12 protein-coding genes, 1 tRNA gene and 1 other RNA gene are annotated in these 13151 nt (G+C 67.5%); 8 read left to right on the top strand and 6 right to left on the bottom strand.

The features are described 5' to 3' along the window. The first annotated feature begins 41 nt into the window (after positions 1-41). The 4 genes from CIHUM_RS00630 to CIHUM_RS00615 are packed head-to-tail and all read left to right on the top strand — an operon-like array spanning position 42 to position 4305. Positions 42-1283, top strand: coding sequence for a hypothetical protein (locus CIHUM_RS00630; protein ID WP_172796739.1), 1242 nt, complete (start codon positions 42-44; stop codon positions 1281-1283). Between the two features lie 14 nt (positions 1284-1297). Then, the gene (locus tag CIHUM_RS00625) at positions 1298-2290 is read left to right on the top strand and encodes an exonuclease domain-containing protein (protein ID WP_034996905.1); all 993 of its coding nucleotides are present in this window, start codon (positions 1298-1300) and stop codon (positions 2288-2290) included. Positions 2291-2300: 10 nt separating this feature from the next. After that, complete coding sequence (locus CIHUM_RS00620; protein ID WP_034996903.1) at positions 2301-3599, top strand: MurT ligase domain-containing protein; 1299 nt, start codon at positions 2301-2303, stop codon at positions 3597-3599. Next, positions 3592-4305: a type 1 glutamine amidotransferase gene (locus CIHUM_RS00615; RefSeq protein WP_034996901.1), complete on the top strand. Its 714-nt coding sequence runs from the start codon at positions 3592-3594 to the stop codon at positions 4303-4305. Before CIHUM_RS00620 ends, CIHUM_RS00615 begins: the two co-directional genes overlap by 8 nt. Before the next feature lie 10 nt (positions 4306-4315). Here CIHUM_RS00615 and CIHUM_RS00610 read toward each other — a convergent pair whose 3' ends face one another. The 6 genes from CIHUM_RS00610 to ffs all read right to left on the bottom strand — a co-directional run bounded on the left by CIHUM_RS00610 (position 4316) and on the right by ffs (position 10150). After that, on the bottom strand, positions 4316-5395 hold the full coding sequence (locus tag CIHUM_RS00610; RefSeq protein WP_034996899.1) for an HNH endonuclease: 1080 nt from the start codon (positions 5393-5395) through the stop codon (positions 4316-4318). A gap of 107 nt (positions 5396-5502) precedes the next feature. Beyond that, positions 5503-6129: a recombination mediator RecR gene (gene recR / locus CIHUM_RS00605; RefSeq protein WP_034996897.1), complete on the bottom strand. Its 627-nt coding sequence runs from the start codon at positions 6127-6129 to the stop codon at positions 5503-5505. Positions 6130-6192: 63 nt separating this feature from the next. Further along, positions 6193-6555, bottom strand: a complete 363-nt coding sequence (locus CIHUM_RS00600; protein ID WP_081634352.1) for a YbaB/EbfC family nucleoid-associated protein — start codon at positions 6553-6555, stop codon at positions 6193-6195. 39 nt (positions 6556-6594) lie between these two features. After that, a complete protein-coding gene (locus CIHUM_RS00595) occupies positions 6595-8742 on the bottom strand; it encodes a DNA polymerase III subunit gamma and tau (RefSeq protein ID WP_273680225.1) in 2148 nt (715 codons plus the stop codon). A gap of 10 nt (positions 8743-8752) precedes the next feature. After that, complete coding sequence (locus CIHUM_RS00590) at positions 8753-10033, bottom strand: aspartate aminotransferase type Ic (protein ID WP_034996891.1); 1281 nt, start codon at positions 10031-10033, stop codon at positions 8753-8755. 21 nt (positions 10034-10054) lie between these two features. After that, positions 10055-10150, bottom strand: an RNA gene (gene ffs, locus CIHUM_RS00585) — signal recognition particle sRNA small type. Between the two features lie 122 nt (positions 10151-10272). Between ffs and CIHUM_RS00580 the strand changes: the two genes are divergently transcribed. The 4 genes from CIHUM_RS00580 (at position 10273) to CIHUM_RS00565 (ending at position 13149) form a co-directional block, all read left to right on the top strand. Continuing rightward, a tRNA-Ser gene (locus CIHUM_RS00580) sits at positions 10273-10361 on the top strand. 67 nt (positions 10362-10428) lie between these two features. After that, complete coding sequence (locus CIHUM_RS00575) at positions 10429-10905, top strand: hypothetical protein (protein ID WP_148363816.1); 477 nt, start codon at positions 10429-10431, stop codon at positions 10903-10905. Beyond that, positions 10886-11335: a hypothetical protein gene (locus CIHUM_RS00570; RefSeq protein ID WP_034996886.1), complete on the top strand. Its 450-nt coding sequence runs from the start codon at positions 10886-10888 to the stop codon at positions 11333-11335. Before CIHUM_RS00575 ends, CIHUM_RS00570 begins: the two co-directional genes overlap by 20 nt. An 89-nt stretch (positions 11336-11424) precedes the next feature. Further along, positions 11425-13149: an alkaline phosphatase D family protein gene (locus CIHUM_RS00565; RefSeq protein ID WP_243427111.1), complete on the top strand. Its 1725-nt coding sequence runs from the start codon at positions 11425-11427 to the stop codon at positions 13147-13149. The last annotated feature ends 2 nt before the right edge of the window (positions 13150-13151 follow it).

Raw genomic sequence — 13151 nt, 5'->3', positions numbered from 1 at the left:
CTTGCGTGACTTGACCACACATTTCAGCGGGAGGTTGCGTGATGGCTATGTACGAGGTGCCTGCGGGCACCCGTCGCCTCCCCGTGGAGCGTTTGCCTATCGACGCCCCTTCGGCCACCCTCACCCCGGACCTCGACGTAGTGGTGGACGGTGAAGTCGTCGGCTCGGTGGAGGACGCGGAGCTGGCCCAGCTGGCCGCGGCTGGCGTGACCCCGGTGGTGGCCACCGACGGCGGTGCGGTTGTACTGCCGCCAGCGGGTCAGGTGCTGCCAGTGAACACCCCGCCGCGCGAGCCTTGGGCACTGCTGCCCGCTGGCGAGCGCTACGTGGCTGAACTGCACGAAGAGCTGCCGGTGGAGGCGCCGGCGCAGGTGCTGGTGTCGATGGGTTTCGACGATGCCGGCGACATCGAGCTGTGCGTCGACGGCGACATTGTCGGCGAGCTGGACCCGGCCGCCGGCGAGGCGCTGACCCCAACGCTGCGGCGTTTAGAGGACCGCGGGCTTATCGCGGTGGCGCGCGGCTACACCACCGCGGTGGTAGGCGGCACCTCACTAGCCGTCATCGCAGGCCCGATCGAAGGCGACGACATCTCTATCTCCCCGCTTCCGCCAGTCGTGCGCGAGGTGGAGGTAGCGCACCCGGGCACGAACTTCTTCGCCACCGTGGACGCGGAAGCCGCGGCTCTGGCGGCGGACACCGAGGAGTCCCCGACGGACGCCACGCGCGAGCCGAGCACGGTCCGCGGCCCGCTGATCGCCGCGACGGTCGTGGCGCTCGTGCTGGCTGGCATCGGCACCGTGGTGATGAGCTCACCGTCGAGCATGCAGCGCGACTCCACCTCGGCGTACCGGGAAACCACGGAGGTCTCGGAGCCGAGCAGCTCTACCGAGTCAACTGAGCCAACGGCGACCACTGAGCCGACGGAGCCCACCGAACCTTCGGAGTCGACCTCTCAGTTCAGCACCGCGCTGCCGGAGAAGGCCCCGGAGCCGGTGGTGGAGGTCCAGCAGCCCGCGCCTGCCCCGCAGCCACAGCAAGCCCCGGTGCAGCGTGCGCCCGCGCCTGCCCCGGCACCCGCGCCGGCGCCGCGTCAGCAGGCACCCGCCCCCGCTCCCGCGCCAGCCCCGGCACCCGAGCCTGCGCCAGCCCCCGCCCCCGCTCCTGCACCTGCGCCAGCGCCTGCCCCGCAACAACAGCAGTACGAATACTCCATCGGCGGGCTGAAGGTGCGCTCCAACACCAGGCTGGATCAGCCCCTGTACGAGGTAGCCGAGCCGTAAGCTACCTTGGAACGATGACTGAGAACGACTACCCCTACGTGGCGCTGTTTACACAGGCCACGGGGATTCACCCGTCGACGGGGCGCCTGCTCACCATCGACGCGGTCACGTTCGACGTCGCCGGGCGCGTGGGCGAGGAGTTCCACGCCGTAGTTAACCCCGCCACCGATCCCGGCCCCGCCCACACCCACGGCCTGACCCCGCACGACTTCGCCCAAGCCCCACGCTTTTCCCGCTTCTTGCGCACGCTGGACAAGCTTCTCGACGGCCGCGTGGTAGTCACCCACGACTCCCCCGTCACCTGGGGATACATTGTTTCCGAGGCGCGCCGCGCCATGAACGCCGCGGCCCGGGCGAACCGTTCGCGCCGCGGCCGCGGCAACAGGCGCCGCCAGCGTGTCGGCCACGTCCCCAAGCCAACCGCGATCGTGGACCTGCTCGCCACCGCCCGCCGGCAGAGCCACATCCCGGTGGACACCCGCATCAACGCCGTGGCCAACCTCGTCGGCGTAGCGTCCACCCCGCCGACCGCTTCCACCGAGCGCATCGGCGAGCCCGAAGCGGACTTCTCACGCGGCCAAACCCTGAAACTGGTGGCCATGCACCTCCAGCTCGCCCCCGGCGGGCTCGTCGAGCTCAACCCCGAGGATCTGGCGCCGGACGCATTCGGGTTGCAGCGCTCGTCGATACGCGTGGATGCGGAAAAAGCCCCCGCCGTCGGCGCGAACCCCGGACGCCTCGGCAAAGGCGGACTGCTGCGCGGCATGGAGTTCGTCGTCTCCGACGACGTCGCCCTCAACCCCGACGATCTCATCGACGCCGGCGTGCGCGCAGGGCTGACCTACCGCGAAAAACTCACCCGCGAGACCTCCGTCGCCGTCTCCGACGCCATGGAGCGCGGCGCTGAGCTGCGCGGAAAAGCCATGCACGCCCACCGCAAAGAAATCCCAGTCGTCTCCGGGGAAGAATTCGCGCGGCTAGTCGGCCAGATGGAATCCGCGGAGTAGCCTTGTCCGCATGCAAGGACCCATCTCGCGCATCCGCACCGCGGTAGCCGCCACCGCCGCCAACCTGGCCACGGCCGCCTCGCGCGCCACCGGCCGCGGCGCCGGCGGCATGATCGGCGGCCTCGTCGCCGCAGCGATCGACCCGAACATCATGGCCTCCCTCGGTGGCGGCCGCCCCGCCGTCCTGGTCACCGGCACCAACGGCAAATCCACCACCACCCGCATGCTCGCCGGCGCCGTCGGCACCAAGCACAACGTGGCCACCAACGACGGCGGCGACAACATGGACGCCGGCATCATCTCCGCCCTGCTCGCCGGCAAAGACGCCGACGCCATCGTCCTCGAATGCGACGAGCTGCACGTGCCCAAGGTGGCCGAACGTTTGCAGCCGGCAGCGTTCGTACTGCTCAACCTCACCCGTGACCAGCTCGACCGGGTCGGCGAGATCAACTCCATCGAACGCGCCCTGCGCGCAGCCGTCATGGCCCACCCGGAGGCCACCGTCGTCGCCAACTGCGACGACGTTTTAATCACCTCCATTGCCTACGACCACCCGAACGTCGTCTGGGTTTCCGCCGGCGCCGGCTGGACCGGCGACTCCGTGACCAACCCCCGCTCCGGCGGCCACGTCGTGCGCTCCTCCGTCGCGCACGACGACAACGCCACGGGCGAAAGCGACTGGTACGCCGTCGACCCTCTGCCCGACGGCCGCGAATTCCGCCGCCCCACCTCCAAGTACGCGGTCGAGGGGGAAACGTTGGTGGGACCGGAGGGCGTCGCAAAGCTTGAGCTCAAACTCCCCGGCCGCGCCAACCGAGGCAACGCCGCCCAGGCCATCGCCGCCGCCGTCGAAGCGTTCGGCGTCCCCTTCGACGCCGCCGTGCACGCCGCCGCCGAGGTGGACAACGTTGCCGGCCGCTACACCACCGTCCACCTCGGCGAACGCGACGTCCACCTCCTGCTGGCGAAGAACCCCGCCGGCTGGCAGGAAGCGCTGTCCATGGTCGACCGCGACGCCGACGGCGTGGTCATCGCCGTCAACGCGCAACAAGGCGACGGCGAAGACGTCTCCTGGCTCTGGGACGTCAAGTTTGAGGACTTCGGTGACACCCACGTCGTCGCCGCCGGTGAGCGCGCCACCGACCTCGCCGTACGCCTTACCTACGGCGGCATCGACCACGACACCATCCACGACGCGATCGCCGCCATCCGCGCCTGCCCGCCCGGGCGCGTCGAGGTGCTGGCCAACTACACCGCGCTGCTCAACCTGCGCCGCGCGCTGACCAAGGAGGAGGACTACCGTGCCTAAACTCACCATCGGCCTCGTCCTGCCCGACGTGTTGGGCACCTACGGCGACGACGGCAACGCCCTTGTCCTGCGCGAGCGTGCGCACCGCCGCGGCATCGAGGCGTCCATCGAGCGCGTTTTGCTTCACGACGACATCCCGCCCTCCTACGACCTCTACACCCTCGGCGGCGGCGAAGACTCCGCCCAACTACTCGCCGCGGCGCGTCTGAGCGCCTCCCCGGGTCTGCAGTCCGCGGCCGCCGACGGCCGGCCAATCTTCGCGGTGTGCGCGGGCCTGCAGGTGCTCGGCCACACGTTCCGCGCGCACGGCGAGGAGGCCGAGGGCCTCGGGCTTCTCGACGTCACCACCACCCCGCTTTCCCGCCGCGCCACCGGCGAACTCGCCTCCGAGCCCACCCGCGCCGGTGTCACCGCCGAGCTTTCCGAGCCGTTGACCGGCTTCGAAAACCACATGGGCGCAACCGTGCTCGGCCCGGACGCGTCTGCGTTGGGGCGCGTGACCCGCGGCGTCGGCAACGGCGACGCGAAGGTCGACGGTGTGGTGCAAGGCAGCGTGATAGCCACCTACATGCATGGCCCGGCGCTGGCCCGAAACCCGCAGCTGGCGGACCTGCTCATCGCCCGCGCGTTGGACATCCCGCTCGCGGAGTTGGAGCCGCTTGAGCTCGACGCGGTGACCAAGCTGCGCGAGGAGCGCCTGCGTTAATTCGCGTTGCTTAGGGGCCAGCTCTTCGGGGTCCGAAGAGTTGGTCGAGTGCTCCGCGGTCGGTGTTTTTGATGTGGTAGCCGCGGGGTGAGACCCACCAGGGCGCGCCTCTGATCATGGTGATGCGGCCGCGTTTGGTGCGCCAGGGGTCGTCGTCGTTGATCCGGTTGTGATACCTGCATAGCGGCACCAGGTTGTCCATGTTGGTCAGCCCGCCGTGTTTCCACGCTTTGACGTGGTGGATCTCGGAAGCGTAGGCGCCGTGGCGGCAGCCTGGGAAGGCGCACACGGGTGAGACCATGCAGGCAAGATCGCGTTGTTTCTGGTTGGCGAAGCGTTCGGTGTCGTAGAGGTTCACCGCGCCTTCCTCGGGGTGGAAGGCTGCGACCTCGAGTGCCTCGCCGAACTCTTGCTGGAGGTACTCCGCACCCGTCATGATGGTGCCGTCAGTCAGCGTCAGGATGACGTCGTCGCCGTCTCCCGCCATAATGCGTGCGTGCTCGGTGATCGGCACCAGCACGATCGGCCGTGGCGCGGCGGCGACCACCCCGCCAGCCTTACCTTCGACGATGCGCCAGAACGCCTCCTCCATCTGCGCCGCCGCCGGCAGCGTGGCGTCGATGTCTTGGCGCAGGCGGTGCTCTAAGTCGGCTGCTTTGCGGTCGGTGGTGTCGATGGTGATGCGCGCGCGCCCGTTTTTCGGCGCGGAAAACGCCACCTGTTTCTTTGTCGGGGTGTTGTCCTCGCGGGGCACGATCTCTCGTGCGGCGCGTTCGATCGCGCGGTACCCGCCGGTGACATCCAACAGTTCCAGCCGCAGCCGCCACCGCTCGCCGGCATCTTTCACTCCGCTGATGCGACGTTCGATCAGCGCGAGCTCGTCCAGGGAGAACCCGCGGGCTTTCTGCGCGGCTTCCGATTGCTTGCGGGTGAATTTCGTTGTCCCGTAGTAGACGTCCTGCATCTGATCCCACGCACGCGCCCGATCCGGCGCCATCCCGGCAGCAAGGGCAACCGGCAGGTCGAAGTGCCGCAGTGTCTCCATGGATACTGCGGACATCGCCTGGATGAATGCGTCGAACGAGTTCATGGCCACAGACCCTAAACCCAACGCAACCCCACCCCGGCCCGCCCTGTGGAATTTGCAACACCACCCCTGTGGATAACCGGCATTCTCGCAGTAAAAAAGGGGGGGGGCTAAAGCTGCAGACGCCCGGTAAGCGCGCGGGAGAGCGTGAGCTCGTCGACAAACTCCAAGTCCCCGCCCAATGGCATGCCGGAGGCGAGCCGCGAAATGGTCAGGTCCGGGAAGTCCTTGAGCAGGCGCACGAGATACGACGCGGTCGCCTCGCCCTCGGTGTCGGGGTCGGTGGCCAAGATGACCTCGCTTACCGCCGGCGCCTCGGCGCCCTCCAGGTCCGGCAGGACACCGCCGATGCGCTGCAACAGCGGCGCGATCGCGAGGTCTTTCGGCCCGACGTTCGCCAGCGGGTCCAGCGCCCCGCCAAGTACGTGGTAGCGGCCGGAGTATTCGCCGGTGCGCTCGATGACCTGGATGTCTTTCGCGTCTTCCACCACGCACACGAGCGCTTTGTCGCGCCCCGAATCGGTGCAGATGCGGCAGACGTCCTCGCGCGAGACGTTGTTGCAGATGCGGCAGAACGTCACCCCGTCGCGCACGGCGGCCAATGCGGCGCGCAGCCTATCGACGTCCTCCGGTTCCTCCTTCAACAGGTGAAACGCGATCCGTTGCGCGGACTTCGGTCCGACACCGGGGAGGCGCGATAGCTCGTCGATAAGGTCCTGCAGTGGTCCTTCGAACACGGCGTCCTTTCACAAAAGAAAACGCGCCCGACCGCAAGGGGGCCGGACGCGGTAGAGCGGTAGTTAGATGATGCCGCCGAACGGGATCTCGCCCGGGCCTGCCTGCGGAGCCTGGCCGCCGCCCATCGCGCCGCCGGTCAGCGGGGCGATCTTCTCTTCAGCGAGCTTGCCGGCCTGGTTGTGGGCGTCGCGGTATGCAGCGAGGATGAGGTCCTGCAGCGACTCGATGTCGTCGGCGTCGACAGCCTCCGGCTTGATCTTGATGTCGGTGATCTCGGCGCCGCCGGTCATGGTGACGGTGACGAGTTCGCCGCCGGCGGTGCCGGTGACCTCGGTCTGGAGCAGTTCCATCTGCGCCTGCTGGAGGGAGGCCTGCACCTCGGCGGCCTGGCGGATGAGTTCCTGCATATCTTGCGGCTGGGTCATGGTTGTCCCCTTTCGTTCGCTAATAGTTCTCGCGCCAGTCTACAACGGCTTCGCGCCGAGCTCCGCGGCGAGCAGGTCCATCGCCACCTCGGTGGCGTCGCGCCGGTCCGCGGTGCCGGCTTCGTCGCGCGCCTGGTCGGCCATGTCGCGTTCTTCGTCCTCGCGGGAGTATTCGGGCACATTGCCTATCGACGCCTCCGGCACCCCCTCGTCATAGTCATACGGCTCCGGCGGCGGCGGGATTTCGTCGCGTTCACGCTTGGCTTTTTCGGCGGCTTTTTGGCTGGCGGCCAGGGCGGCGGAGCGCCAGTCGTCCTCGCGCTTGGCAGGCATCGACGGGGTTGGCTGCGGTGCTGGTGCCTGCGGTGCCTGCTGCTGCGTCTGCTGCGGCGCCTGCTGGCGGGCCGGGGCGGGCGCGTCCCAGCCGCCGGCCGGGGCGGGCGCGGGGTCGTCGGAATCTGAGCCGTCCGAGCTGTCAGAGTCGCCCGCACCGCCTGAGCCCTCATTGGTCTCCGCGCCCGGGTTCCACACCTCGCGCTTGGCGGGGCGGCGCAGGTTCGCGGTCGCCGGGTCGGTGCCGATAACGCATCGCACCTGCACCTTCGCCCCGAGCTTCTCGGAGAGCACGGTGGCGATGTCGGCGTTGTTCTTTTCGGCGTTGATGCGTTCGGCCAGCGCGCCGGTGTGGTGGCCGACCACGAGCACGTCGTCGTCGAAGCCGAGCGGTGTGGCCTCGGTGAGCATGATCTCGGCAACCTTGTTGCGCTCGCCGACGGACTGGCGTAGCCGCGTCCAATCCTTGTCGATGCGCTCAAACAACTCGTCGGTGTCTGGCGCTTGGTGTTCCTGCGGCTGCTCGACAGGCTGCGGGCGCGGGTCCGGCGCCGGCTGCTCCGGCTCAGGCTGTGCGGGTGCCTGCTGCTCCTGCTGGCGGCCCTTCGACGCGGCCGCGGCAGCTGCGACGGCCGCCGCGGCCGCGCCTCCGCCCGCACGCGCAGGGCTGGGTTGCTGCGGCTGCTGCGCCTGTTGCGGCTGCGTGGACTGGGACGGCGCAGGAGAAGCCGCAGGCTGGGGCAGCTCGGCCCCGCCGGCCGGCTGCAGGGTCAGCAGGTGGGCGGCCATGATCTCTAGCAGCAGGCGCGGGGAGGTTGCGCCGCGCAGGCTCGCGATGCGGTCGTTGACCTCGGACGCCAACTGGGCGAGGTGCTGCGGGGAAAACTGGTGGGCTTCTTGGGTGAGGATGTCGGCGCGGTCCGAAGGTGCGTCGACAAGCCCTTGCCCAAAGGCATCCGGGACAGTGCGGATGAGCAGTAGGTCGCGCATGCGGTCTAGCAGGTCGAGGGCGAAGCGGCGGGGCTCGTGGCCGGACTCGATGACCTGGTCGATGGTGCGGTACATCGCGCCCGCGTCACGGTCCGCCAAAGCGTCTATGGCGGCGTCAAGCAGCGTCAGGTCCGTCACGCCGAGCAGCGGCAGTGCGAGCTCGTAGGTCAGGCCGTCCTCCCCGGCGCCGGAGAGCATCTGGTCCAGGATCGAAAGGGTGTCGCGCGGCGAGCCGCCGCCGGCGCGGATGACCAGCGGGTAGACGTTCTCGTCGACGTGGACGCCTTCTTCTTCCACCACGTGCTGCACCAGCTCGCGCATCGCCTGCGGCGCCAGCAGCCTGAACGGGTAGTTGTGGGTGCGCGAGCGGATAGTGCCCAGCATCTTCTCCGGCTCGGTGGTGGCGAAGATGAAAATCAGGTGGGCGGGCGGCTCCTCCACGATCTTCAGCAGGGCGTTGTTGCCCTCCTTCGTGATCATGTGGGCCTCGTCGATGATGAAGACGCGGTAGCGCGACTCCGCCGGCGCGAACAGGGCGCGCTCTCGCAGGTCGCGCATGTCCTCCACGCCGCCGTGGGAGGCGGCGTCGAGCTCCATCACGTCCAGGTTGCCGCTGCCGCCCGGCGCGAGCGCGACGCAGGATTCGCACACGCCGCAGGGGGTGGAGGTGGGCCCCTCGGCACAGTTCAACGAGCGCGCCAGGATGCGCGCCGAGGATGTCTTTCCGCAGCCGCGCGGGCCGGAAAAGAGGTAGGCGTGCGAGATCCGCCCGTTGTCCAGGGCGGTTGAAAGGGGGCGGGTCACCTGCTCTTGGCCGATGACCTCGCCGAACGTTGCGGGGCGGTATTTCCTGTACAGAGCCACGCGGGCAAGTCTAGCCCGCCTGCGCCTCCGCAGCTTCCACGCAGGCGAGCAGCACGCAGGTGGCAACGCCGTCCATGGCGGTGCGCACCTCGTCCAGCGGCGGCAGCGAGGGCGCGAGGCGGATGTTCTGGTCGTTCTCGTCCACGCCGTGCGGGAAGGAGGCGCCGGCTTTGGTCAGGGTGATGCCGGCGTCCTTGGCCAGCTCCCACACGCGGGTGGCGGAGCCGTCCAACACGTCGAGGGAGATGAAGTAGCCGCCTTCCGGCTCGGTCCACTCGGCTACCCCAAACTCGCCGAGGCGCTCGCCAAGGATCCCAATGACGGCCTCGAACTTGGGCGCCAGCGAGTTGGCGTGGTGTTTCATGAGCGTGTGCAACCCTTGGACGTCGCCAAGCAAACGCGCATGTGCAAGTTGGTTGACCTTGTTCGGGCCAATGCCGCGGATGGAGGCGTGGGAGGCGTACCACTCCAAGTTGGCCTTCGAGGAAGCGAAGAATGCCACGCCGGAGCCGGCGAGGGTGATTTTGGAGGTGGACGACATGTACCAGAAGCGGTTCGGGTTGCCGTGCTTTTGCGCTAGCGCGATCACGTCGGGGTTGTCCGGCAGCGCGCCGGTAAGGGTGTGGATGGCGTAGGCGTTGTCCCAGACGATGCGGAAGTCGGGCGCCGCGGTTTCCATCGCGGCAAGCTTCTCGACGACCTCCGGTGCGAACGTCACCCCCGTCGGGTTACCGTAAATCGGCACCGTCCACATGCCCTTGACCTGCGGATCTTTCACCAGTTCCTCGACGACGTCCATGTCCGGGCCGGTCGGGGTCATGGGCACCTGGACCATTTCGAAGCCGAAGTGCTCGGTGATGGAGAAGTGGCGGTCGTAGCCCGGCACGGGGCAGATCCACTTGACGGTTTCCTCGTCCTTCCACGGGCGCGGCGAGTCGTTGTTGCCCCAGATGTACGACCAGGAGATCAGGTCGAACATGATGTTCAGGCTGGAAGAGTCGCCGGCGATGAGGTTGTCCGGGTCGATGCCCAGCGCCTCGGCCCAGAGTTCGCGGATGTCCGGGATGCCGGTAAGCCCGCCGTAGTTGCGCACGTCCGTGCCGTTTTTGTCGGTGTAGTCGCCCTCGCCTGGCAGGGAAAGCAGCGCGTTGGAGAAGTCCAACTGTTCGCTCGACGGCTTGCCGCGCGTCAAATCCAGGTTGAGGTTGCGCGCCTTGAGCTCGTCGTACTGCTGGCGGGTGCGCTGGGCCAGCTCTGAGAACTGGGTGGGATCGAGATCCGAAAGAGACATGGGTTACATCGTAGCGCGCATTAAAAAGGGACCCCACGCACCTGCCAGAGCTCGCTGACCCTTGCTGCGTTCCCGCCCTGGGGGAGTTCACAAGATAACACCGCGTGGGATCCTGCCCGCTACTGTAGCCATGTTGCCCCTCCAGAAACAAGCCAAGGCCGCATAAGCCGGATGCGCTGCTGTTTTGGCCGTGGGCGCTGGGTGGTCTAATATATCGCAAGACGCTTTCGAGCGTCGCTGGAGGATTCGACTAGCGGCCTATGTCACACGCCTGGAACGCGTGCGGGTTTCACGACCCTCGTGGGTTCAAATCCCACATCCTCCGCCACAAGCCGGTGCCCCGCGGGGCGCCGGCTTTTGCGTTTAGCACTCGCTGCGCATGCTACGGTGTCGGCGTGCAAAAGCCTGGTAAAAGCGGCCGGACACGACGGCTTGTCGACATGTCGGCGAACGTGCCCGAGTTCCAGTACGTCCGGCCCGACCCAGCAGAGAAGGTCTTGGATACCACCATCGTTCTCCAGCCCGAAGGCACTTGCACCTTGCATGTCGTCGCATGGAGTTACCGCGGGAAAATCGTCGACTTCGCGTTCACACAGATGGCGGACGAAGTGGAAAATCCCCAGGGAGGGGAAGATCACGTCGCTCGATATGACTGCTGCCATAGCGAAGTCCACAAGCACCAGTACTACAGAAACGGCCAGCATTTCCAGACCGGCGAAAAGGAAACACGCACGGTCATAGCCAAGATCGAATCCCAAGAGACCTCTTGGGAAACCATCGACTCCGAGTATGATCACTGCTACAACGACATGACCGAATCTTGGGACGTCAACTACAGGAGGTGGGATTCGGATGGGCGCGAGCAACACTGACCACAAAACTGACCGCGCGAAGTCGGGACGACTGGCTGTTCGCTTTTTGGCAGATCCAGACGTTCGCGAAAGCTTCCGTCGCGCATCCGTTCCCTCCGACGCACCTGTGATTGTCTGCGAATGGGACACCTCGATGGGCGAGGTCATGGCGATGATCAAACGCGCTGTGGCTACGACGCCAAAGGATCCCGAGCACGCCATCATCGCTTTCCGCCGCGATGAAGACATGCACACGATTATCGCTACCAGTTCAAAGATCCAGATACTGGGCGACTACATCAGCGCGACCGAGGTCCACGCCAACAGTTCGATCGGCCACGTTTACGAGGCGCTTGAGCCCAACAAGAGATGGCAGTTCGACTTTGCAGGCAAAGAAGCCGCTGAGCCTGCGGTAGTCAGTATTGACGGGTTCAACTTCGAACTCGTGTAAGTAAACTCCGCGCGAACTTCCGGCGAATTCCCAGCTACATCGCCCTCTCCCGGTAGCGAAGCCGCCGTACACGGCCCACACTGTGGGGCGTGTACGGGTGTGAGCGGAGGCAACCGGAGGGCGTCGATAGGCAAAGGCGCCTGTCTCGACGCGGCTTTTTGCGCACCGCCGCTGTGGCGACCTCGGCGGCAGGCGCGGCGGTGGCGGTACCGAGTGCGCAATCGCAGAGCACGCTGCCGACGAAGCCGATGCCCGTGGAGATGGAGCTCGCGCCGCTGCCGTTTGTGCACGGCGTGGCCTCCGGCGACCCACTGCCGGACGCGGTGGTGATCTGGACGCGCATCACCCCCGACGAGCAGGCGATGCCCGGCTCCGGCGGCGGCACCAACACCCGCGTGCGCTGGCGGGTCGCGCGCGACGCGCAGCTTCACGACGTCATCGCCGAAGGCGAGACCGAAAGCCGCGCAGAGCGCGACCACACCATCCACGTCGACGTGTCCGGCCTGGAACCGGACACCGTCTACTACTACGCATTCACCGTGGCCAACGGCCCGCACGAGGGTACTGCCTCCCCGCTCGGCCGCACCAAAACCGCGCCCGACGGCCACGTGGACCGGCAACGCTGGGCCGTCGCCTCCTGCGCCAACTGGGAATCCGGCTTCTTCCCCGCCTACAAAGACATGGCAGCCCGCGCATGGTCAGGCGAGCTGGACCTGACCGTCTTCCTCGGCGACTACATCTACGAATACGCCCAGTACGAATACGCCGGCTACGGGCCCGTGCGCCTGCACCAACCCGCCCACGAAATTGTCGCCCTGGCGGACTACCGCACCCGCTATGGCCGCTACCGCACCGACCCGCACCTGCGCGACGCCCACGCCGCCATGCCGTGGGTGGTGGTGTGGGACGACCACGAAATCGCCAACAACAACTGGCGCGACGGCGCCGACAACCACAACGCGGACGAGGGCGACTTCCACACCCGCCGCGACGCCGCCATGCGCGCCTACTACGAGTGGATGCCGGTGCGCCTGACCGAGACGTCCGACGAGGGCCACATCTACCGCTCCCTGCGTTTCGGCGACCTGGTGGAGCTGACCATCATGGACCTGCGCACCTACCGCGACAAGGAGTTTTGGCGCGGCGGCGCCCGCCAAACCGGCGACGCCCGGACGATGCTCGGCTCCGAGCAGTACGACTGGCTCATCGACACTCTCGAGCACTCCACCGCGACGTGGAACGCACTGGGCAACTCCGTGATGTTCTCCCCGCTGCACCTCGGCGCGACGTTCAACCACGCGGCCACACGGCCCGTGGCGAAGTCGCTCAGCGCGAGCATCGTGCCGGCGCAGGCACCGCTGCCCGAGCTCAACGACATGCCGCTCAACGGCGACCAGTGGGACGGCTACGACTTCGAGCGCCGCCGCCTGATCAACGCCCTGGGCCGTTTAGGCAAGCAGCCGATCTTCCTCACCGGCGACATCCACTCCGAGTGGGCGCACACCATCGCCCACGGCGGGGAAGAGATCGGCTGCGAAATCGTCTGCTCTTCCATCACCGCGCCGAACGTGGCGGAGTCGACGAAGATCCGCGCCGGCCACCCCATCTTCGGCGCGGCGTGCGGCTACCTGCGCGCGGCGAACCCCAGCCTGCACCACGTGGCGTTGGACACGCACGGATACACGGTTGTGGACATCACGCCCGAGCAGGTGGACATGCAGTGGCTCCGCGTGCACAACATCCTGGACCCCGCCTCGCCCGTCTCCCCCGGCGCGGCCCTGACGTGGCGCAAAGGCGAGGGCTTCGGGCAATAAGC

The organism is Corynebacterium ihumii, from assembly GCF_028609825.1.
Lineage (GTDB): Bacteria > Actinomycetota > Actinomycetes > Mycobacteriales > Mycobacteriaceae > Corynebacterium > Corynebacterium afermentans.
The sequence above is the reverse complement of the archived record's forward strand: the minus strand, read 5'-3'. Positions and strand labels throughout refer to the sequence as shown.